Here is a 21850-nt window from a genome sequence, read left to right on the forward strand (position 1 = left end):
AAGCGCCATTGAGCTTACACTCCCATGATAAAGCATCCTTTGCAGGGGAGACACCGGATGTCCGCGAGCCATAGCGACAAGACACCCTCGGCCACGCTGAGGCCGCTGTATCGGGCCGCCCAGGTCCAGGAACTCGACCGCCGCACCATTGAGGCGGGTATCGAGGGCTTCGCCCTGATGCAGCGGGCGGCGACCGCAGCCTGGCAGAGCCTCAAGTCCCGCTGGCCGGGAGTGCGGCGCCTCACGGTGCTGTGCGGCGGCGGCAACAACGGCGGCGACGGCCACGTGCTCGCTGCCCTTGCCGGGGTGGCGGGGCTCGACGTCCAGCGCATCGTGCTCAAGGCACCCGAGAGCCTGGCGGGCGACGCGGCACGGGCCGCCGAAATGGCCACGGCTGCAGGAGTCGGCATAGTGCCATGGCAGCCGGGCCTGGACTTCACCGGCGAGGTGGTGGTCGACGCCTTGCTGGGTACCGGCCTTGGCGGTGAGGTGCGCGGTGACTTCCTCGATGCCATAGCGGCCATCAACGCCTGCGGCCTGCCGGTGCTGGCCATCGATATCCCTTCGGGCCTGGCGGCGGATACCGGGGCCGTGCTTGGGGTATCGGTGCGGGCCACTCGGACGGTCACCTTTATTGGCGACAAGATCGGCCTGCATACCGGCCGCGCCCCCGATCTGGCCGGCGAAGTGCATTTTCGGGCGTTGGGCGTCGATGCCGGCGCCCATCAGGACCTGGCGCCCGCCGCCTGGCTGCTGAACGGTGATCTGATTCCGGCACTGCTGCCGCCCCGGGCGCGAGATGCCCACAAGGGGGGCATGGGGCACGTGCTGGTGGTGGGAGGGGCGCCCGGCTTCGGCGGTGCGGCGCTGCTGGCCAGCGAGGCCGCCGCCCGGCTGGGCGCCGGCAAGATCAGCCTGGCCACGGCGCCGGAGCATGTGTCGGCTTGCCTGATGTACCGCCCCGAGGTCATGGTTCACGGCGTGCGCGGAGCGGCCGACCTCGGCGACCTGCCTTCCCGTGCCGACATCGTGGTGGTAGGGCCGGGGCTGGGGCAGGGCGCCTGGGGGCAGGGCATGCTCCAGGCCTCTCTGTCGGCCGGACTGCCTCTGGTGGTGGATGCCGACGGCCTCAACCTGCTGGCCGGTCGCTGGCCCGAAGAGCGGCGAGACGACTGGATACTGACCCCGCATCCCGGCGAGGCCGCTCGCCTCCTCGGCATCAGTGGCGACGAGGTGGAGGCGGACCGGCCGGCGGCGGCGGCCGAACTGCATCGCCAGCGTGGTGGGGTGATCATACTCAAGGGTGCCGGCACCCTGGTGGCGGGGCCAACGGGACTGGCGGTCTGTCCCTATGGCAATCCTGGCATGGCCTCCGGGGGGATGGGCGATGTCCTCTCGGGCATCCTGGGCGCGTTGCTGGCCCAGGGGGTACCACTGGAGAGTGCCGCAAGGCTGGGCGTGGTCGTGCATGCCATGGCGGCCGACATGGCTGCCCGGGACGGCGGTGAGCGTGGTCTGCTGGCTGCCGATCTGGCATCCTATGCCCGGAGTCTGATCAACCCCGAGGCCAATTTTGGTATCTATCCCCAGGCAGGTGACGATGATGCGCGTGCGACTCGATGACGAAGACCGCCAGGTCGCCTTTGGCAGGCGCCTGGGGCGCGCTCTGGGCGGCCATGGTCGCGTCTATCTGGAGGGCGAGCTGGGGGCGGGCAAGACCACGCTCACCCGCGGTGTCCTGCGCGCCCATGGTCACGAGGGGGCCGTGAAGAGCCCGACCTACACCCTGGTGGAGCCTTACGAAATCGGTGGCAGGCGTCTCTACCATTTCGATCTCTATCGGCTGGGGGACCCGGAGGAGCTGGAATTCATCGGCGGCCGCGACTTGTTCGCCGACGACGCCCTGTGCATTGTCGAGTGGCCAAGCCGGGGTGCGGGGTGGTTGCCGGAGCCGGACTTGTGTATCACCCTGAGTCTGAGTGATCCGGGACGTACCGCCAGCCTGGAGGCCTTCTCCGACCTGGGGCGCTCCGTCCTGGTGACGTTGTCGCAGGAGATGGGCGAGGACGACGTAATTATCGAGCAGGAACGCGAACAACAGTGATGACGACCCGATCCCTGCCTTCCCTATTTCGCTCGAGAGAGCCATTTGCCACAGTGCTCTTGCGGCGCTGCGCGCTCTTCGCAGTGCTGTGTTCGCTGTTGCTGCTCACCCCGCTGGCGCAGTCGGCACAGGTCGACAATGTGCGTCTCTGGGCCGCTCCCGACCATGCCCGCCTGGTCTTCGACCTCTCTGGCCATGCCGAGGCCGATATCTTCCTGCTCGACGACCCTCGGCGGCTGGTTATCGACCTCGATGACAGCGGCCTCAACACCGAGCTTTCCTCGTTGAACCTGGACGGCAGTGCCATTACTGCCGTGCGCAGTGGGGTGCGGGACGGCAACGGCCTTCGGGTGGTGCTGGAGCTCTCCCGTGCGGTCGAGCCGCGCCATTTCACGCTGCCGCCCAATGACCAGTATGGCCATCGCCTGGTGGTGGACATGGAATACCCGGGCGAAAGCGCCGTGGAAAATCCGATCGATCCCATCGAGGCGATGATCCGGGAGCAGGAAATCGCCGCCAGTCGCGGCCGTGCCGAAAGGGCCGAGAGTTCTTCGCCCGAGGTGAATGCCGAAAGCGCCATCGCGAGCCAGCCTGCGGCCCCCCACCCCCGCCGCGATATCATCATCGCCATCGACCCCGGCCATGGAGGGGAGGACCCGGGTGCCATCGGGCCTGGCGGCACCCGCGAGAAGGATGTGGTCATGGAGATCAGTCGCCGGCTGCAGCGACTGGTGGACGACACCGATGGCTTTCGAGCCGTGATGATCCGCGACGGGGACTATTATATCGGCCTGCGTCAGCGCACCCGTATCGCTCGGGAGCAGAAGGCCGACTTCTTCGTATCCATTCATGCCGATGCGTTCAACAGCCCCCGGCCGAGCGGCAGCTCGGTCTACGCCCTCTCCCAGCGTGGTGCCACCTCCGAGACCGCCCAGTGGCTGGCGGCCAGCGAGAACCAGGCCGACCTGATCGGCGGCGTGGATGGCAACCTCTCGCTCAACGACAAGGACGAGGTGTTGCGGGGCGTGCTGCTCGACCTCACCATGACCGCGACGCTCAACGATTCGCTGGCCATCGGTGGCCAGGTGCTGGATCAGCTGGGGCGGGTCAACCGGTTGCACCGTTCGCGGGTGGAGCAGGCGGGCTTCATGGTGCTGAAGTCACCGGATATCCCGTCGCTGCTGATCGAGACGGGGTTCATCTCCAACCCCGACGAGGAGCGACGCCTGCGCGATTCGGGGCACCAGCAGAAGCTGGCCGAGTCGATCTTTGCGGGCCTGGCCGAACACTTTCGACGTAACCCGCCGCCTGCCAGCCTGCTGGCCTGGCAGCGGGACAATCAACGCAGCCCCTCGGGCAACGAGTATCGCATCCAGCCGGGAGATACCCTGTCCCAGATTGCGGCACGCCATGGCGTCCCGGTGGGGCAGCTCAAGCAGGCCAACGAGCTCAACGGAGACGTGATTCGCGTCGGACAGGTGCTGAGGATTCCTCGCTCATGACAACGACTGACGAAATGGCTGACGAAACGCTCGAGGGGCGCCGCATACGGGTGCTCGACCCGCGGCTGGCCAACCAGATCGCCGCGGGGGAAGTGGTCGAGCGTCCGGCGTCGGTGGTCAAGGAGCTGGTCGAGAATGCCATCGACGCCGGCAGTCGACGGATCGAGGTGGAGCTCGAGGCGGGCGGTACCCGGCTGATTCGAGTGCGTGACGATGGCTGCGGTATCGGCGAGGAGGACCTGCCGCTGGCCCTGTCGCGTCACGCCACCAGCAAGATCGCGTCACTGGAAGATCTCGAGGGTGTGGCCAGCCTGGGCTTTCGCGGCGAGGCGCTGGCCTCGATCAGCTCGGTATCGCGCCTGGAATTGATGGCCAACGTCGACGACGACCCCCGCAACGGCTGGCGCGTGGTCGCCGAGGGCCGCCAGATGGAGCCGCGGGTCACGCCGGCACCGCATCCCCGCGGGACCTCCCTGACGGTGCGCGACCTGTTCTTCAATACGCCGGCGCGGCGCAAGTTCCTGCGTACCGAGAAGACCGAGTACGGCCACGTGGAGGAGGCGTTTCGTCGCCTGGCGCTGTCGCGTTTCGATATTGCCTGGGTCCTCAGGCATAACCAGAAGACCGTGCATCAGCTGCCTGCCAGCCCGGATGCGGCGGCTCGCGAGCGGCGTATCAGTGCCTTGCTCGGCAAGGGTTTTCTCGACAACGCCCTGCACCTGGATCTTGAGGCCGGCAGCCTCAGGCTATGGGGATGGGTCGGCTTGCCTACCCATTCCCGGGCCCAGGCCGATCAGCAGTATTTCTTCGTCAACGGCCGGGTGGTGCGCGACCGCCTGGTGGCCCACGCCATACGCCAGGCCTATCGGGACGTACTGTTTCATGGCCGCCATCCCGTGTTCGTGCTCTATCTCGAGGTCGACCCCGCGGTGGTGGACGTCAATGTTCATCCCACCAAGCATGAGGTACGTTTCCGCGACGGCCGCATGGTGCATGATTTCCTCTTCTCGAGCCTGCATCGGGCCCTGGCCGAGGCGCGCCCCGGCGAGCAGGGCGATCGTGCCGCCGACGTGGCCGAGGGCATGTCGGCGAGCGACGAGGCGAGCCCGGCCGGGCACGAGGTCCGTGAAAGCGGCGGGCGCTGGCAACAGCAGCCCATGGCGCTGCACGCTCAGACTGGTGGCGACGGCGAGCGGGTGACGCCGGATCGCGTGCGGGCCTTCATGAATGGCTATCGGGCGCTGCATCCGGAACATGAGGAGAGCCTGCTCACCCCCCAGCCGGCGGCGCCAGACGCCGGTGGTGGCGCGGCCCTGGCCGAGCGCCAGCCCGCGGTTGCCGGAAACGAGCCCCTGCCGGCGCGGCCAACGCTGCCCGAGGAGGATGCCACCCGGGCGCCGCCGCTGGGCTACGCCATTGCCCAGCTGCATGGTGTCTATATCCTCTCCGAGACGGAGCGCGGCCTGATGATCGTGGACATGCATGCCGCCCATGAGCGCATCGTCTACGAGCGCATGAAGCATCAGGTGCACGGTGATGCCGGGGATGATGGTGGATTGCAGGCCCAGCCGCTGCTGGTGCCGGTGTCGCTGGCGGCCAGCGCCGCGGAAGTCTCCACCGCGGAGGCCGAGCGCGACGCCTTCTCCCGCCTGGGCGTGGAACTCGATGTGGCCGGCCCCGAGACCCTGCTGGTACGCCAGGTACCGGCGCTGCTGATGGATGCCGATGTCGAGCCGTTGATTCGCGACATGCTGAGCGACCTGGAGCGCTACGGCCGGTCCGATCGGCTGGAGGCGCATGTCAACGAGCTGTTGGCCACCATGGCCTGCCATGGCAGCGTGCGAGCCAACCGGCGGCTGACGATCGCGGAAATGAACGCATTGCTGCGTGACATGGAGCGCACCGAGCGCAGTGGCCAGTGCAATCACGGCCGTCCCACCTGGACCGAGATGAGCATGAAGGACCTCGACCGGCTCTTTATGAGAGGACAGTAGCTCCTTGTCACTGCCAGATACCCGCCCCCCCGCCATCCTTCTGATGGGTCCCACCGCCGCCGGCAAGACCGACCTGGCCATGACGCTGCATGAGCGCCTCGGGTGTGACCTGGTCAGCATGGATTCGGCCATGGTCTACCGCGGCATGGATATCGGCAGCGCCAAGCCCTCGTCCCAGGAGCTTGCCCGGGCGCCGCACCGCCTGATCGACATTCGCGACCCGTCCGAGCCCTATTCGGCGGCGGATTTCCGCGATGACGCACTGCGCGAGATGCGACAAATCACCGCAGCGGGCCGGGTGCCGCTGCTGGTGGGCGGCACCATGATGTACGCCAAGCGCCTGCTCGAGGGCGTGGCCAACCTGCCGCCGGCCGACCCGGCAATACGTGCGGAGCTGCTGCGGGAGGTCGAGCGGGACGGACTCACCGCGCTGCACGAGGCGCTGAGCCGTATCGATCCGGAGTCCGCACGACGCATTCACCCCAACGATCCGCAGCGCCTGATGCGAGCCATGGAGGTCTATCGCGCCAGCAACATGACCCTCACCGAGCTCTGGCGGCGGCAACGTCCTGAAACCTTCCCGTGGAAGGTGTTGTCGATAGGAGTCACGCCACTCGAGCGGCGTATCCTGCATGAGCGCATTGCCGAACGCTTCGATGCGATGCTGGAGGCCGGCTTGATCGAGGAAGTGGTGGCGCTGCGTGCCCGTGGTGACCTCCACGCCGAGCTGCCCTCCATGAAGAGTGTGGGCTATCGTCAGGTATGGGACTATCTCGATGGTAAGCTCGATGGCGAGGGTGATATCGAGCAGCTGCGCCAGCGCACCATCGTTGCAACGCGGCAACTGGCCAAGCGTCAATTGACCTGGTTGCGCGGCTGGCCGGGGCTACACTGGATTGATACCCAGGGTAACGATGCGTTGAGTGAGATCCTGAAACTCGTGCGCGAATTCGGCTCTTAGCGTAAGATGTTGGCTCCGATTGGCCGGGTGACCAGCCGAGCAAGAACACAACTTCCACCCCTCATGAGAACGTTTTAGGGAGAGGTAGCATGTCCAAAGGGCAATCCCTTCAAGACCCGTACCTGAATATCCTGCGCAAGGAGCGCATTCCGGTGTCGATTTTCCTGGTCAACGGCATCAAGCTGCAGGGACAGATCGAGTCATTCGATCAGTTCGTCATACTGCTGCGCAATACCGTCAGCCAGATGGTATACAAGCATGCCATTTCCACCGTGGTGCCATCGCGCAATGTGCGTTTGCCGCCGCAGGATCCCGCGGCTCAGCCGGAAAGCAACGTGTGAGGATATTGATTGTTTTTTGAACGTCCCGATGCCGGCGAAACGGCAGTATTGGTTCATGTGGACTTTCAGGATGAGCGCGAGCGCGAGGATCCGGGTGAATTCCTGGAGCTGGTGCGTTCTGCTGGTGCCGAGCCGGCCACTCTACTGAGTGGCAGTCGGCATCGGCCGGATTCGCGTACCTTCATCGGTAGCGGCAAGGTCGAAGAGCTGCGTGAAACGCTGAGTGTGCACGGCGCAGAACTGGTGATCTTCAACCATGCCCTGAGTCCTTCGCAGGAGCGTAATCTCGAGCAGGTGCTCAAGTGCCGTGTGCTGGATCGCACGGGGCTCATCCTCGATATCTTCGCCCAGCGGGCGCGTACCCATGAAGGCAAGCTGCAGGTCGAGCTGGCACAACTGGAGTACATGTCCACCCGGCTGGTGCGCGGCTGGACTCACCTGGAACGACAGAAGGGCGGCATCGGCCTGCGTGGTCCCGGTGAGACCCAGCTGGAGACCGACCGGCGCCTGTTGAGAGCGCGCATCAAGGCGATCCACAAACGACTCGACAAGGTGCGTAGTCAGCGCGCCCAGAATCGTCGTGCCCGTGCCCGGGCGGAGATACCCAGCGTTTCGCTGGTCGGCTACACCAACGCCGGCAAGTCGACGCTGTTCAATGCGTTGACCGAATCCAAGGTCTATACGGCCGATCAGCTGTTCGCTACCCTCGATCCGACGCTGAGGCGCCTGGAAATCGGCGATGTGGGCCCGGTGGTACTGGCCGATACCGTCGGCTTCATCCGACACCTGCCGCACAAGCTGGTGGAGGCGTTTCAGGCCACCCTTCAGGAGGCCGCCGAGGCGGCGTTGCTGGTACATGTCATCGATGCGGCAGACCCCGATCGCGAGCGCAATATCAGCGAGGTCGAGGGCGTGCTGAATGAGATCGGCGCCCTGGACGTGCCGATGCTCAAGGTGATGAACAAGATCGACCTGCTCGGCAGTGCGCCGCGAATCGAGCGTGACGGCAACGGCCGCCCCGAGGTGGTCTGGTTGTCGGCACAGGAGGGCCGGGGGCTCGAGTTGCTGGGTGAGGCGCTTTCGGAGTGCCTCGCCGACGACGTGATCGATTTTTCCCTGACCCTTTCGCCGGAACAGGGCCGGCTGAGGGCGGGCTTGCACGAACTCGGCGCCGTCAGGGAAGAGCATTTCGAGGAACCGGAAGGCAGGGTGGAACTCAAAGTGAGACTCCCCCGGCGCGACTTCCTGCAGCTGATGTCACGGCTGGGCGAGCGGGCCGAGGATTACCTTCCTTCCGAACTGTGCGAACGTCCGGTATGGGAGGGCAGATAGCCTCAGGCTGTCTGGCCAGATGGACCGGCTTCCCCATAACAGAATAGCCAGGCGCCTAGGCGCCGACGACAGGATGGCAACCGACTCCCCCACCACCCGGACGAGGGTGGCGGGGAGGCAACGCAGAGTGGAGACGACGTATGGCTTGGAATGAGCCTGGTGGCGGTGGCAACCAGAATGACCCCTGGAGCGGAGGGGGCCGACGCGGCGGTGGTAACGGCGGCGGCGGTAACCGTGGCGGCAACCAGGGGCCACCCGACCTGGATGAGGCCCTGAAGAAATTTCAGGACAAGCTCAACAGCATGCTGGGCGGCCGCGGCGGCAAGGGTGGCGGTGGCCGGGGCGGCAAGGGGGGGGGCGGCAAGCCGCGCAACACCCTGGCGCTGCCCGGCCTGCTGCTCGTCATCGCCCTGGCGATCTGGGGGGCCTCGGGCTTCTACCTGGTCGACCAGGCAGAGCGTGGCGTGGTGCTGCGCTTCGGCAAGTTCCAGGACGTGGTCACCCCCGGCCTGCACTGGAATCCGCCCCTGATCGATGATGTGCGCATGGTCAACGTGACCCGGGTTCGCTCACTGACCCAGTCCCAGGCGATGCTGACCCGCGACGAGAATATCGTCGAGGTCGAGATCTCGGCGCAGTACCAGGTCAACAACCCGCGCGACTTCGTGCTCAACGTGCGCAACCCCCAGCTGTCGATCGAAAATGCGCTGGATTCCGCACTGCGTCACGTGGTCGGCGGCACCGACATGATCGAGATCCTCACCTCCGGGCGTGAAATTCTTGGTAGCTCCGTTGCCAGCCGCCTGCAGTCCTACCTGGACAGCTATGGCACGGGTATTCGTCTGCAGACCATCAACATCGAGTCGACCTCGGCGCCGGGACCGGTCATCGACGCCTTCGATGACGTGATCCGGGCCCGCGAGGATCGTCAGCGGACCATCAACGAGGGCATGGCCTACGCCAACGCCATCATTCCTGCCGCTCAGGGTCAGGCACAGCGCCTGGTCGAGCAGGGCCAGGGGTATCGTGAGTCGGTGGTTGCCGAGGCCCAGGGTCAGGCCAACCGCTTCAATGCACTGCTGGTCCAGTACCGCAATGCGCCGGACATCATGCGTGAGCGCCTCTACCTGGATACGATGAGCGAGGTGTTCGGCAGCACGGCGAAGGTGCTGGTGGACGTCAGCGACGAGACACCGTTGATGTATCTGCCTCTCGACCAGCGTCCCGGCGGCACCCGCAGCGGCGAAGGCGATGGCGACGGCGCCCGTGGCGAGAGCGGCGAGCTGGATCCGCGCGTCCTCGAGCGGCTCCGTACCACCTCCTCCTCGCAGGGCGGTGGCAGCAACAGTGGTATCCGCAGGGAGGGCCGCTAAATGATCAATAATCGTTCACTGATTATCGTGGGAACCCTGGCTGCCGCGGCCTGGCTTGCCAGTAACACTCTCTACGTGGTCGACGAGACCGAGCGTGCCGTCAAGCTGCGCTTCGGTGAGGTCATCGAGGAGAACATCCAGCCGGGCCTGCACTTCAAGGTGCCGATCACCCAGACCATACGCAAGTTCGATACCCGCGTACTGACGCTGGATACCGATACCAGCCGCTATCTGACCCTCGAGCAGAAGGCGGTGATTGTCGACTCTTTCGTCAAGTGGCAGGTGGTCAACCCGACCCGTTACTATGAGGCGACAGCCGGCGACGAGCTGATGGCGATCCGCCTGATCCAGCCGCGGGTCGACGAGAGCCTGCGTAACGAGTTCGGTCGCCTGGACCTTCAGCAGATCATCGCCGAGCGCCGCGACGACCTGATGATCCGGCCCACCGAGGATCTCGATGCGCTGATGCGTGACGAGCTCGGGGTCTCGATACTCGATATTCGGGTCAAGCGGATCGACCTGCCGGAAGACGTATCGGCGGCGGTCTATGATCGCATGCGCTCCGAGCGTGAGCGGGAGGCCCGCGAGTGGCGCGCCCAGGGTCAGGAAGAGGCCGAGCGTATTCGCGCCAACGCCGATCGCCGTCGCCAGGTGCTTCTGGCGCAGGCTACTGAGCGTGCCGAAACGCTGCGCGGTGAAGGCGATGCCGAAGCGGCGGGTATCTTCTCCGAGGCGTATAGCCAGGATCAGGAGTTCTTCACCTTCTGGCGTAGCCTCAGCGCCTACCGGGAGAGCTTCCAGGGCGACGGCAACATGCTGGTGCTGGATCCCTCCAGCGACTTCTTCCGCTATCTGAAGAGTTCGGAGAATCGCGGGCCGGCGGCCAACAGCCTGTTGCCGGAATAAGCCCAGGGCAAGGCGGTCCGAGCGCGGGTCGCCTTGCCGCTACCACCGCGCGGGGTTCAACCCGCCGTCAAACGTGATAGAATCCTTGAACCGGGCGTGGCCCGGTTTTTTTGTGGGCATTCTTTGGCAATGCAACGCTTTTCGCCCCGCTCCCAATCGTCTTGCAGGATTGACAACATGACCATTGCTGACCGCTGGCTCTTGCCCGACGGCATGGACGAAGTGCTGCCGCCTCAGGCGAGCCGCATGGAAGAGCTGCGCCGGGCGCTGCTCGATCTCTACCACTGCTGGGGCTACGATCAGGTAATGCCGCCACCGGTGGAGTTTCTCGACTCCCTGCTGACCGGTACGGGCACCGACCTCGATCTGCAGACCTTCAAGCTGACCGACCAGTTGACCGGTCGGATGATGGGGGTCAGTGCCGACGTGACACCCCAGGTGGCACGAATGGATGCCCACTCGATGCGACACCAGGGGCCTGCCAGGCTCTGTTACTGCACCAATGTGCTGCGCGCCAAGGCCGACCAGCATCAGGGTGGACGCAGCCCGGTACAGGTCGGCGTCGAGCTTTTCGGTCATGCTGGCCTGGAAGCCGACCTTGAGATTCTGCTGCTGGCGTTGACCAGTCTCAGGTTGGCGGGCGCCGAGGAGCTGCACCTGGCCCTGGGACATATCGGGATCTACCGCAGCCTGGTCGAGGCGGCCGAGCTCGATCGCGATCAGGAGCGGGCGCTGTTTGAAGCACTCGAGCTGAAGTCTCCCGGCGCTCTGTCGGAGCAGGTCGGTGCCAGCGTGTCGGATCCGGCATTGGCGGCAATGCTCATGGCGCTGGGTGAGCTGCACGGTGGTCCGGAGGTGCTGGATGAGGCCCGCGATCGCTTTGCCGGCGCTCCGGTTGCGGTAACGGAGGCGCTGGCTCAGTTGAGCGCGCTGTACCAGGGTGTGCGGGATGCCCACCCTCAGGTCGACCTCTATTTCGATCTTGCCGAGCTACGGGGCTACCGTTATCACACGGGCATGATGTTTGCCGCCTTCGTGCCCGGCTATGGCCAGGCGCTGGCCAAGGGCGGACGCTATGATGACACCGGAAGGGCCTTCGGTCGTGCGCGACCGGCGACCGGCTTCTCCATGGATCTCAAGCTGCTGGCCAGCCTGGTACAGAGCGAGCCGGCCTGTGATGGCATCTGGGCTCCGGCCCGGGGAGAGGGCGTCGGCGAAGCCATCGCAGCACTGCGTGAGCAAGGCGAGCGCGTGGTACAGGCCTTGCCGGGCCAGGTCACCGCTCCCGAGGCACATCGCTGCAACCGTCGGCTGGATGACAGCGATGGTCACTGGCAGATAGTGGCACTTTAGGCTTGACCACACCGGCAATGCGGGCCGGTCACCGAACGCGGCCCGCGGGCCGGATCATGGACGCGCCCCAGTGGGGGCGCCGACACGAGAGACGAGATCACAATGGGCAAGAACGTAGTCGTACTGGGCACGCAGTGGGGAGACGAGGGCAAGGGCAAGGTCGTCGACCTGCTGACCGAATCCGCTTCTGCAGTGGTGCGTTTCCAGGGGGGGCACAATGCTGGCCATACCCTGGTCATCGACGGTGAGAAGACCGTTCTCCACCTGATCCCTTCCGGTATCCTGCGCAAGGACAAGACCTGTGTCATCGGCAACGGCGTGGTGCTGTCGCCGGAAGCCTTGATCAAGGAGATCCGCGAGCTCGAGGCGAAGGGGGTTCCGGTACGCGAACGGCTGCGCCTGTCTCCCGCCTGCCCGCTGATCCTGCCTTACCATGTCCGTCTCGACCTGGCACGGGAGAAGGCGCGTGGCGTCGCCAAGATCGGCACCACCGGTCGCGGTATCGGCCCCGCCTATGAGGACAAGGTCGCGCGCCGCGGCCTGCGCCTGGGTGACATGCTCCATCGCGAGCGCTTTGCCTCCAAGCTGGGCGAGGTCCTGGACTACCACAACTTCGTGCTGGTGAACTATCACGGCGAGCAGGCGGTGGACTTCCAGCAGGTGCTCGACGAAGCCATGATCATGGTCGAGGAGCTGCGCCCCATGGTCTGCGACACCGTGGGCCTGGTGCATGAGCTTCGCCGAGCCGGGGAGAATATCCTCTTCGAAGGCGCGCAGGGTTCACTGCTCGATATCGACCACGGTACCTACCCCTTCGTCACCAGCTCCAATACCACCGCCGGTGGCACCGCCACCGGTTCCGGCGTGGGGCCGCTCTACCTCGATTACGTGCTGGGCATCACCAAGGCCTACACCACCCGTGTCGGCTCAGGACCCTTTCCCACGGAGCTCTTCGACGAGCATGGCCGCCACCTGGCCGAGCGCGGTCACGAGTTCGGCGCCACCACCGGGCGCCCGCGTCGCTGTGGCTGGTTCGATGCCGTCGCCCTGCGGCACGCCGTGCAGATCAACTCGGTCTCCGGCATCTGCCTGACCAAGCTGGATGTGCTGGATGGCCTGGAAAATATCCGGGTCTGCGTCGGCTATCGCGGCAAGGATGGCGAGGTGCTCGACACGCCGGTGGATTCCGAAGGCTACGAAGCCCTCGAACCGGTCTACGAGGACCTGCCGGGCTGGAGCGAATCGACCCTCGGGGTCCGGCGGGTGGAGGATCTGCCGGCCAATGCCCGTTCCTATATCAGTTTCCTGGAGGAGAGGGTGGGCACCTCCATCGACATCATCTCCACCGGTCCGGATCGCAACGAGACCATCGTGCTGCGCAACCCGTTCGACGGCGAGTAGCCAGGCCTGGTCGGCATCGAAGGATGATGCCGAATTAGAATGCCGAAATAGAGTATCGAAATAGAAGCAACAAGTCGGCCCAGGCCGGCTTGTTGCTTTTTTGTGCCCAGTTCAAGCTTCTTACGAATCTCCTCGACTGGCGTTCTTCACAGAGATCTCAATCAGCTGCACTGACATCTACCTCAACCGCCGCGTCAGCGGCGCTGTCATCGGTCAGCAACTGGCGCAGGGTCTCGGCGGCAAGCTGGCCCTCGCTTTCGAGGACGTCATCCAGCCATAGCAGTGCCTGCTCTTGATTGGCATGCTGCAGGCCGCGTGATGAGAGGTAGGCTTCGGCGAGAGCCAGGCGTGCGCTGGAATGGCCTGCGCTGGCGGCTTCAACCAGGTAGTCGGCCCCTTTCTGCCGGTCCTCCTCCAGGATCTCACCGCGAAGGTATTCGCGGCCAAGCGTGGCCTGGGCCCCGGTATCGCCCTGTCCGGCGGCCTCATCCAGCAGCTCGTAGCCGCGTTCGATATCCTGGGCGATGGCACCCTCGCCGCGTAGCTTGGCACGCCCCAGGCTGGCACTAGCCGCGAGGCTGCCGCCATCGCTCGCCTGTTCCAGCCAGCGCTCTGCTTCTTCGCTGTTCTGCTCGACGCCTTCCCCTTGCAGGTAGGCCTGGCCCAACAGATGAGCGGAATGGGGGTTGCCCGAGTTGGCGGAATTGGTCAGGTACTCCAGGCCTCGCTCGACATCCTGCTCGACGTGCTCCCCCAACAGGTAGGCCTCACCCAGGTCGCCCTGGGCGCCGCCGTGTCCTCTGGCGACCGCGGCCTCCAGGTAGTCGATGCCTGCCGACATGTTGCCGTCGTCCATATACATCCGGCCCAGGCTGGCGGCGGCACCGGCATGGCCTTCTCCGTGAGCACGCTCCAGCCAATAGCGGGCCTGCTCACGGTCCTGGCCGATTCCCTGGCCATTCAGGTAGGCGCGTCCCAGATCGGCCATGGCGCCGGGGTGGCCGTCCTCGGCCGCGCTGATCAGGGCATTGATATCACCCTGAGCGCCACGATCCCGTTGCACGTAGGTGAGGGCATCATCGGCGGACTCATGTCCTGTCTCCTGGGCGCGGGTCAGCCAGAGGGTCGCCTGGTCGAGGTCCGGCTCCACCCCGTTGCCATGGCGATAGGCCCTGCCCAGGACGACCATCGCATAGCCGTCGCCCTGATTGGCCGCTTCCATCAGCATCTCAACGGCGCGCCTCGGATCCTGCCCGTCCAGCGGCCCCTCCAGGTAGGCCTCGCCAAGCTGGGTCAGGGCGGTGGTGTCCCCGGACTGGGCCGCCGCCTGCAGGAGTTCTTCGCCGCGGCTGGGATGGAAGGGCAGTGTCTCCCCTTCCAGGTAGGCGACCCCCAGGAGGCGCATGGCTCCGGCCTGGCCCTGGTCGGCAGCGTTGCGAAGCAGTTCTTCGCCGCGGTGGCCATCGGCCGGTACGCCGCGTCCTTCCAGATAGGCGGCGCCCAGCTGCTGGGTGGCCCAGGGGTGGCCCGCCTCGTGGCCACGCTCGAGATAGTCGATGGCGATGTAGGGCTGGCTGGCGAGCCGTTCGTCGTCCAGATAGAGGGAGCCTAGCTGGGCCAGGGCCAGGGGATGATTCTGTTCGGCAGCCCGTTCGAGCAGTCCCATGCCACGGGGAAGATCGTTGAGAACTCCCTGGCCTTCAACCAGCGCCCGGCCGAGGATGACCTGGGCGTCAACCGAACCCGACTCGATTGCCTCACGCAGCCAGCGTTCGGCGCGCACCGGCTCCGGCCGGCCCGTTTCGGGTTCGAGCAGGGCACTGCCGAGATGGACCATGGCGTCTCTATCGCCCCGACGGGCGGACTCTTCGAGCAGTTCGACGCCCTGGTTGAAGTCGCCGGTCTCCAGCATGGCCCGGCCCGCCTGAGCCAGGGCATCCTGATCTCCTGCATCGGCGGCCTGGCGCAGCCAGTGCAGGCGCTGGTCGGGTTGGTCGCCCAGCTGGCCGTCCGAGGCATGCAGGGAGGCGAGCTGGAGCATGGCGCCGGTGTCTCCCTCCCGGGCACGTGCCTCGAGTACCTCGGCATAGCGCTGGGCATAGTCCATGGCACGGGCGGGATCTTCTTTCAGCCAGCCACCCGGGGCATAGGCCTCGGACAGGGCGTGTAATGCTCTCTCCTCTCCCTCTTCTGCGGCCTCGGCATAGAGCTCGCGGGCGAGCTCGGGGTCGGCCGGCACCCCGTCACCCCCTTCGGAGAGCAGCCTGGCTAGGCGGACTTCGGCACCGCGGTTGAGGTTGGCGTCGACTGCCTGCCTGAGCAGGTGGTAGGCCAGCACATCGTTGCGTTCGACCCCGCGGCCTTCCTGATAAAGCCGAGCGAGATTCAACGAGGTGTTGCCGCGGACGGAAGAGGGAAGCTCCAGCGCCTTTCCATAATAACTGGCGGCCTTGGCGGGATCTTCTTCGACACCTTCGCCGCGCTCATAAAGCTTGCCCATTTCATAGTATGCGGGCAGGATGTCGCGCGCCATGAGTGCATCAAGGTGATTGATCGCTTCGTCATAACGACCCTGCTCGATTAGCGACTGACTGTGATTGATCGCCGCCCAGTCATTCCCGTCGACGCCAGCCTCGGTGCCACTATCGAACCAGCCCGCATACTCGGCCGGGACGGCACGGACATGGTCCATACCGGGCGGTTCCTGGGTCATGGCGCAGCCGGTCAGCAAGGCAACGAAGGTCACCGAGGCGGTGAATCCCAATTTTGAGGTACTGCGCTTAGTAGTCGTGTGTATTGCCATAATCATCCACCTTGGATTGCGTGCGACGCCGGTAGTTACTGTATGTTCAGGCCTTGGAAGGCCTCGGTCCGGCGCCGCCTATCGTCCATGAACGGTTGGTCCTGCCCTTCGGGGGGCATGAAATAGAGTGTCATGTACCCGCCCGCGCTGCGGTTGTAGAGGGGGCGCACTCTTTGCGCGAAGCTCTCTGCTTGAGAAAGTTCGAAACGCGTCAGATAGATTTCAAGCCAGGTGAAGTACTGGGGGTCCCGGGTAAACCCCCTATACTGCTCAAGAGGTACCTCATCCCCCAGCTTTACAGGGTCATCCAGAACGGTGAAGAAATAATCGATGGCCTTGTGAATGGTGCTGCCTTCAACCTCCAGGTTGAAGATGTCATAGCCTTGGCGAGCGATGACCTCCATATTGGTCACCAGATAGAGCAGGGCATAGTTCTGGTAGTGAGTGGCACGGCGGCCACGGGAAATTTCGTGAGGCAGCGCACCCTCTTCGGTCATGTCGTGCAAGGCCGAATAGATTGCACTGACACCAAAACGAAAGAGATCGTCGTTATCGGTAAGCACGCCGATCATGCTCGCGTAGAGCGCCCTACGATAGAAGTGGTTGTTACAACAACTCTCGCCGGGCTGGCCGGGAATTGCCGAGTGCTGCATCGCGAGTCCCTGGAGCCAGGACTCGACCTCCTCACGCTCTTCGTCCATCCCTTCGATAGATGGCCGCACGGTTGCATAGGCCATGGCAGCCGCAAAAAGCATCGACTCGGAGGCGAACCAGGCTTGAGGATCATTCGGGTCGTAGCGAAACGTGGTCAATGCCTTGGCGTCAGCCCAATGAGCGAGGAAACTCACCAAGCATTCCGCGTAGTAGCTATCTCCACTGGCAACAAAGGCACCTGCCAGCATCGAGACGCTGTCCTCGAACAGGAACAGCGGCTCGGTGGTGAGCTCCCACTCCTCGGGGTTGGGATAATAGCCCGGGATACTACCTCGCGTCGTGATGGGCTTGTAGTTCAATAGTTGCCGGCAACTCGGCGCTTGAGATTTCAGCTCATCGATCTGCTGAAGCAAGATTGCGTTATTGGTCTCGCTGAGCAGTTCCATGCGAGCCGACACATCGAAATAGCCGGCATCGGAATCGTTGACCCGGTATTCCGAGAGGTCGAGTTCCATGCGCTCCTCTCGCGAGAGCGTGTCTGCGCTCGCGGGACTGGCACTGATCCATGCTCCGGTTATGAGGAGTACCAGAATCAGACGCAGTAATGAATGAAACTGCGGCCAGAACTGCCTTGCGTCGTGCATGGTTGGAGAGCCTCCCTCGATAGTCATGACTCGTGTTGCCCTCATGGCGCAGGGGCATAGAAGCGAAAGGCGGCGAAGTCGACATGTTGATCACGGGGCGTTCGCCAGCCTTCGCCGGTGCCTCCAAAGAAGGTCGAGAACATCAGTCCGTCGATGGTCAGGGACGACGTGGTGCGGTAGGTGATATCGCGCTGCTCGAGTACCGGGCGGCCGTCGATCCAGATTCGCGCAACGCCGTTCTCCCTGCCCGGGTCGTTGAGGATGACTTCCTGTTCTATCGTCACCCATTGCCCCACCGGGAAGTGCCAGGAGCCGCGACCGACTGACGCTCCCTCGTGGCCGACCACATAGGGATAGAGCTCACCCTGGCCATGCTCGCGCCACATCAGGCGCAGTGAGAACCCGTTTTCTCCATCCGCGCTCTCGCCACCCGAGGGCGCCTCGCCGCCGAACAGGCCGGGCAGCTTGCCCCCTTGAACGAAATCGAAATCTGGCGCGAAGCGCACCTGATAACTCATGCAGGCCTGTTCGGCGCCAGCGAGAGCCGGCGGCTCGCTGTAGAAGCCCGCGCCGCCGAGAGGGTCTTCCCCAGGCGAGGAGGTGCCGGCCGGGTAATGCACTCGCAAGCCGGGTTCGCCCAGGTCAGTGTGCCCGGCACCGAGTCGTTCGACGTTCTCCTCGGTGCCCCAGTGTCGGTGGGTGTCGAAGCCTTCGCGGATGGCTTCGTGGCCATTGGCCGCGTGGCTGGGCCGGGGAGAGTCGATCTGCGGGTAGCGCTGGGAGCAAGCCTCGACCTGGGGTACGCCCACAGAGGCTTCATCGACCTCTTCAGAAAACGCCGGCGATGCGGGCAGGGCGATCAGGGTGGCCAGCAGGGGGCCGGCATGGCGCCGGTTCGTGAGTCGTCTCGTCGGAGGCATACTGTCACCTTGTCGTTTGGCCGCGGCGCTGTCCGCCGCAGGCATGTAGAGAATGTCAGCCTGTCATCCGCCGGTGTCGTCATCCTCGTCGATGGCGGCGCGATAGATGTTGTCGCCAAACCGGATCACCGTACGTACTCCTTGCCAGATCCGCTCGGAGGCAGCGCCGATCAGCGGTGCTTCGGTGAAACGTACATCGACCGGCTGGCCCACGCTTTCGGCGGGCAGCGGCTCTTCGGGCACCAGCAGGACGCTGGCTACGTTTTGCTGTTGACGCACCCAACTGGGGAAACCGGCACGAGGCTGGCGTTCCACATCCAGGGCGACGTTGCGGACCCGGGCGCGAATCGGTTCCGTCGTGTTGGCCAAGGTGACGTAGGCCTGCTGGTTGGGTTCGATGCGGCTGATGTCGTTCATGTGCACCAGCGCCTCGACCAGGACATCGTCCTCCTGGGTGCGGATCAGGGTCATGATCTGTTCGCTTTCGTTTATATAGGTGCCATCGGCACTGCTCAGGGCCCACGCCACCAGGCAGTCGCAGGGGCTATAGATATCGTTGCTGGCCTGGCGTGCTTCCAGGGCCGCAATACGGGAATTTTCGTAATCCCTGGCGGTTTCGAACTGCTCGATGCGTGCCCGGGCGATCTCCGGTGACACCGACTCGAAAGTCATCGTATCGCCGCTTGCCGGTTGGGCAGAGTTGGCGAGGCTGACTTCCTGGTTGCCGCCCTCCAGGTGTTCGCGCAGGTTCTCGATCAGTTGATTATTGAACTGCCTTGCGGCATCGGCCAGGATCAGGTCCGACTCCAGGTCGCTATTGATCACATTGGTCAGGAGCTGGTCCAACTCGACCCGGTCGCCGGCCTGGAGCTCATGCCCGGCAAGAATACCCGGCCCAGGTGCCCGAATGTCGATGCGTGGTGCGGTGACGGCGGCGAAGCTCGGCTCGATGAGCATGAAGTTGCGATAGGCAGTCGCTGCACCGACCAGAACCAGTAGACCGATTGCCAGGAACAGCAGGATATAACGCCCCATCGGCTTGGGCTGACGCATTGGCGGGGTCGGCTTTACCCCCCCTGCCTGCCGCTTGCGCGGGGTCTGGGGGTCTTCCCCTGCCATCAACCCTTCGATGTTGGGCGAGCGACCGCTGAGTGCACTGCGAATCACCTGGCGTAGCAGCTCGCGATGAGGCGGCTCTATCTCGGTGATCTCGAAACTGACCTGGTAGCCCTTGCCGTCGGGGGCGGGGCCGGCACGCAGGCATTCGGCGCGCAGTGGCACGATCAGTTCGGTCGGGCCTGCCATCATCAGCAATGACGCCGATATCTTGTCGCCCGGCTGGAAGGCGCGGTTGCCTTGCGCAGAGAAGCCCCCGAGGGAAACGTCGTTACCGCTCAGGGTGTTGTCGTCCGACAGGCTGACCCGGAAGGGAATGGCGACACGGATATAGCCTCTTTCATCACGGCGCTCATGCTGGACGCGATCGCCTTTCGTCAGGCGAACGGAATCCTGATCAGCGGGTTGCGGTATCGATGAGCCGCCTTCGGGTTTGCTTCCCCCAAGGGTCGGCTCCTGACGTTCTTGGTCGTCGCGGGGAAAGTGATCAGCCATCCTTAGATTGCTCCTTGCTTGAGGGCTCGGCCGCCGCCAGTTCAGTCATGACTGATGGCTCGACCATGAGATGTATATTGACGAGCGTCAGGCTCTTTTCGTTAAGCGTCAGGTAACAGCTGGATTCAAGCGTGCAATGCACAGAGCCGTTCAGCGGCTCTCCACCCGGCCCCTGCATGTGATCGGCCAGGTCGGGGGAGAGCGCCAGGGTCGTGCTTCCGTCCACGCCGCTGATTTGCCCGGCCATGACACGGGTCTCTTCATGCAGGCTGTCGAAAAGGGTGCCATCCAGGTGGTAGCGCCCGGCAGGGAGCTGCACGGTGCCGCCTTCGGGGGCGTCGGCAATCGACGCAGAGAGCCATCTGTCGACACGTTCGGGTTGTTGCGAACGCTGCCAGCCCTGGTCACGGAGGATCGACAGCGTCGTTCGGTCCAGAGGTTGCACCACTCCGGTAGTCAGCATCAGGGCAAACAGCAGAAGCCCATAGGTGAAGCCGTGCAGCACGTTACCCATGCGCCGCTGGCGGCGTACGGCAACCGGGTCGCCGGGCTCACCGGCAGAAATACCCTGTCGCGACCACTTCTGGCGATTGAAGCGAAAGCTGACATAGGTCTTCAGCATCGCGCCCCATACCTGATTGTAGTAGATCAGCGGGATCCACAGCAGGCTGAACCGTCCCCGCTGCCAGGCCAGGATCATGGTGGCGATACCACGGGTGAACAGGATCCACAGGATATAGGCGAAGAAGAAGGAGGGACGGACGAACAGCGTTACCAGTGTGACGACAGTGGGCCCGACCAGAGTCGTCCACATGGAGATGCGCTGGTCCACCAGGCTCCACCAGGTGAACATGCCCATGGGACGGGGCCCCAACGCGATGGCCCGGTTGCTGGTGCGCAGCATGTTGCCGTACCAGCGACGCATCAGGTCGGTGGTCGAGGCGAAGAAACGCCGTCTATCCGGAAGCTCCTCGAACCCGGTGACGTACACATCGGGCAGGTACATCATTCGCCAGCCGTGCTTCAGCAGCCAATACCATGAAGACTTGTCGTCTCCGGAAAGAAACTTGAAGTTGCCGAATCGCCAGTGGTCGACATGATCGCTCTCGATCAGTTCGATGAAACCCGGCTGGGTCGCGAGGTCTGCGCGAAAGACGCTGTAGCGCCCGGTGAGTACCAGCAATCGCCTGGATACCGACATCGAACTCATCATCAGGTGGCGCTGGGCGTAACGCAGGTCATACCACTCGCGGGTGGCGTCGTTGCCGGTCACCTCGGCACGGTTGTTGGTCGTCAGCGCACCCAGGTCCTCCTGGGACTGGAAGAAGGAGAGCGACCGCCTGAGGGTGCCGGGCTCCAGGCGGATGTCGCCATCCATGGAGATCAGCAGCGAGCCAGGTGCCGGCAGGCGCCGGGAGATGGCCCGCAGAACCTCGGCCATGGCCGAGCGCTTGCCGTCCCCCTTCTGGAACATGTACCGGATTTCAATGTTCTCGGGCCAGCAGTGCTCATCCATGACGTGGGTGATCACATCCACGTCGGTGCGGTCCGAGATCGAGGCGAAGATGGTGGTGGGCACGCCATATTCGGCAACCTCGCGCACCATGGCATCGTAGACCTGAAAGTTGATCTCGGCCTCGATGCGATAGGAGGTACAGAGCACGAAGAGTTCCGGCGCACGTACGACTTCGTCTGCCGCATCGGCCGCTGCCCGTAGGCGGGGGAAGATGCGGCGGTTGTACCACGTCGAGCGTACAGCCTGTACCAGCCACCAGGAGTAGCGCCAGATGGCGATACCCCCGATGACGAAGAAGAAGCTCTGCGACTCGGGCGAGAAGACTTCCGACGGCAGCTCGCTGAAGATGACGATCAGCAGGGCCAGGCCGAGTACCAGAGTAATCAGCTCCGATACCCGGCTGGCCCCGATGTGATCTCGAGGCATATGGGACAT

Annotated in this window: 16 protein-coding genes; 11 read left to right on the top strand and 5 right to left on the bottom strand. The window is 64.4% G+C overall.

The window, feature by feature from the left end; all coding sequences use genetic code 11:
* The first annotated feature begins 57 nt into the window (after nt 1–57).
* The 11 genes from LY622_RS04130 to LY622_RS04180 all read left to right on the top strand — a co-directional run bounded on the left by LY622_RS04130 (nt 58) and on the right by LY622_RS04180 (nt 13267).
* Nucleotides 58–1623, top strand: a complete 1566-nt coding sequence (locus LY622_RS04130; RefSeq protein WP_234289729.1) for an NAD(P)H-hydrate dehydratase — start codon at nt 58–60, stop codon at nt 1621–1623.
* On the top strand, nt 1604–2104 hold the full coding sequence (tsaE, locus tag LY622_RS04135) for a tRNA (adenosine(37)-N6)-threonylcarbamoyltransferase complex ATPase subunit type 1 TsaE (protein WP_234289730.1): 501 nt from the start codon (nt 1604–1606) through the stop codon (nt 2102–2104). Before LY622_RS04130 ends, tsaE begins: the two co-directional genes overlap by 20 nt.
* Nucleotides 2104–3606, top strand: a complete 1503-nt coding sequence (locus tag LY622_RS04140) for an N-acetylmuramoyl-L-alanine amidase (RefSeq protein ID WP_234289731.1) — start codon at nt 2104–2106, stop codon at nt 3604–3606. Before tsaE ends, LY622_RS04140 begins: the two co-directional genes overlap by 1 nt.
* On the top strand, nt 3603–5600 hold the full coding sequence (gene mutL / locus LY622_RS04145) for a DNA mismatch repair endonuclease MutL (RefSeq protein WP_234289732.1): 1998 nt from the start codon (nt 3603–3605) through the stop codon (nt 5598–5600). Before LY622_RS04140 ends, mutL begins: the two co-directional genes overlap by 4 nt.
* A gap of 10 nt (nt 5601–5610) precedes the next feature.
* The gene (miaA, locus tag LY622_RS04150; protein ID WP_234289802.1) at nt 5611–6561 is read left to right on the top strand and encodes a tRNA (adenosine(37)-N6)-dimethylallyltransferase MiaA; all 951 of its coding nucleotides are present in this window, start codon (nt 5611–5613) and stop codon (nt 6559–6561) included.
* Between the two features lie 89 nt (nt 6562–6650).
* Nucleotides 6651–6902 carry an RNA chaperone Hfq gene (gene hfq, locus LY622_RS04155; RefSeq protein ID WP_066445437.1) on the top strand — a complete coding sequence of 84 codons (252 nt, stop codon included), beginning with the start codon at nt 6651–6653 and terminating at the stop codon, nt 6900–6902.
* 9 nt (nt 6903–6911) lie between these two features.
* The gene (gene hflX / locus LY622_RS04160) at nt 6912–8234 is read left to right on the top strand and encodes a ribosome rescue GTPase HflX (RefSeq protein WP_234289733.1); all 1323 of its coding nucleotides are present in this window, start codon (nt 6912–6914) and stop codon (nt 8232–8234) included.
* A 140-nt stretch (nt 8235–8374) separates the two neighbouring features.
* Nucleotides 8375–9607: an FtsH protease activity modulator HflK gene (gene hflK, locus LY622_RS04165; RefSeq protein ID WP_234289734.1), complete on the top strand. Its 1233-nt coding sequence runs from the start codon at nt 8375–8377 to the stop codon at nt 9605–9607.
* A complete protein-coding gene (hflC, locus tag LY622_RS04170; protein WP_234289735.1) occupies nt 9608–10513 on the top strand; it encodes a protease modulator HflC in 906 nt (301 codons plus the stop codon).
* Nucleotides 10514–10690: 177 nt separating this feature from the next.
* Entirely contained in the window at nt 10691–11866 is a 1176-nt protein-coding gene (locus tag LY622_RS04175) for an ATP phosphoribosyltransferase regulatory subunit (RefSeq protein WP_234279334.1), read from the top strand.
* Nucleotides 11867–11968: 102 nt separating this feature from the next.
* The gene (locus LY622_RS04180) at nt 11969–13267 is read left to right on the top strand and encodes an adenylosuccinate synthase (protein WP_234289736.1); all 1299 of its coding nucleotides are present in this window, start codon (nt 11969–11971) and stop codon (nt 13265–13267) included.
* Nucleotides 13268–13424: 157 nt separating this feature from the next.
* Here LY622_RS04180 and LY622_RS04185 read toward each other — a convergent pair whose 3' ends face one another.
* The 5 genes from LY622_RS04185 to LY622_RS04205 form a co-directional block, all read right to left on the bottom strand.
* On the bottom strand, nt 13425–16013 hold the full coding sequence (locus LY622_RS04185) for a tetratricopeptide repeat protein (RefSeq protein ID WP_234289737.1): 2589 nt from the start codon (nt 16011–16013) through the stop codon (nt 13425–13427).
* Between the two features lie 92 nt (nt 16014–16105).
* A complete protein-coding gene (locus LY622_RS04190) occupies nt 16106–17239 on the bottom strand; it encodes an alginate lyase family protein (RefSeq protein WP_234289738.1) in 1134 nt (377 codons plus the stop codon).
* Nucleotides 17240–17409: 170 nt separating this feature from the next.
* The gene (locus LY622_RS04195; RefSeq protein ID WP_234289739.1) at nt 17410–18288 is read right to left on the bottom strand and encodes a polysaccharide lyase; all 879 of its coding nucleotides are present in this window, start codon (nt 18286–18288) and stop codon (nt 17410–17412) included.
* 63 nt (nt 18289–18351) lie between these two features.
* Nucleotides 18352–19899: a PilZ domain-containing protein gene (locus tag LY622_RS04200; protein WP_234289740.1), complete on the bottom strand. Its 1548-nt coding sequence runs from the start codon at nt 19897–19899 to the stop codon at nt 18352–18354.
* Nucleotides 19892–21850: a glycosyltransferase gene (locus LY622_RS04205; protein ID WP_234289741.1), complete on the bottom strand. Its 1959-nt coding sequence runs from the start codon at nt 21848–21850 to the stop codon at nt 19892–19894. Before LY622_RS04205 ends, LY622_RS04200 begins: the two co-directional genes overlap by 8 nt.

It is taken from the genome of Halomonas alkalisoli (genome assembly GCF_021412585.1).
In the GTDB taxonomy this organism is placed as follows: Bacteria; Pseudomonadota; Gammaproteobacteria; order Pseudomonadales; family Halomonadaceae; genus Halomonas; species Halomonas alkalisoli.

What these genes read in the sequence shown, in the direction of transcription:
- LY622_RS04130 (WP_234289729.1), top strand. Translation starts at nt 58, where the DNA reads ATGTCCGCGAGCCATAGCGACAAGACACCCTCGGCCACGCTGAGGCCG.
- tsaE (WP_234289730.1), top strand. Translation starts at nt 1,604, where the DNA reads ATGCGCGTGCGACTCGATGACGAAGACCGCCAGGTCGCCTTTGGCAGG.
- LY622_RS04140 (WP_234289731.1), top strand. Translation starts at nt 2,104, where the DNA reads ATGACGACCCGATCCCTGCCTTCCCTATTTCGCTCGAGAGAGCCATTT.
- mutL (WP_234289732.1), top strand. Translation starts at nt 3,603, where the DNA reads ATGACAACGACTGACGAAATGGCTGACGAAACGCTCGAGGGGCGCCGC.
- hfq (WP_066445437.1), top strand. Translation starts at nt 6,651, where the DNA reads ATGTCCAAAGGGCAATCCCTTCAAGACCCGTACCTGAATATCCTGCGC.
- hflK (WP_234289734.1), top strand. Translation starts at nt 8,375, where the DNA reads ATGGCTTGGAATGAGCCTGGTGGCGGTGGCAACCAGAATGACCCCTGG.
- hflC (WP_234289735.1), top strand. Translation starts at nt 9,608, where the DNA reads ATGATCAATAATCGTTCACTGATTATCGTGGGAACCCTGGCTGCCGCG.
- LY622_RS04175 (WP_234279334.1), top strand. Translation starts at nt 10,691, where the DNA reads ATGACCATTGCTGACCGCTGGCTCTTGCCCGACGGCATGGACGAAGTG.
- LY622_RS04180 (WP_234289736.1), top strand. Translation starts at nt 11,969, where the DNA reads ATGGGCAAGAACGTAGTCGTACTGGGCACGCAGTGGGGAGACGAGGGC.
- LY622_RS04190 (WP_234289738.1), bottom strand. Translation starts at nt 17,239, where the DNA reads ATGGAACTCGACCTCTCGGAATACCGGGTCAACGATTCCGATGCCGGC.
- LY622_RS04195 (WP_234289739.1), bottom strand. Translation starts at nt 18,288, where the DNA reads ATGCCTCCGACGAGACGACTCACGAACCGGCGCCATGCCGGCCCCCTG.
- LY622_RS04200 (WP_234289740.1), bottom strand. Translation starts at nt 19,899, where the DNA reads ATGGCTGATCACTTTCCCCGCGACGACCAAGAACGTCAGGAGCCGACC.
- LY622_RS04205 (WP_234289741.1), bottom strand. Translation starts at nt 21,850, where the DNA reads ATGTCCCATATGCCTCGAGATCACATCGGGGCCAGCCGGGTATCGGAG.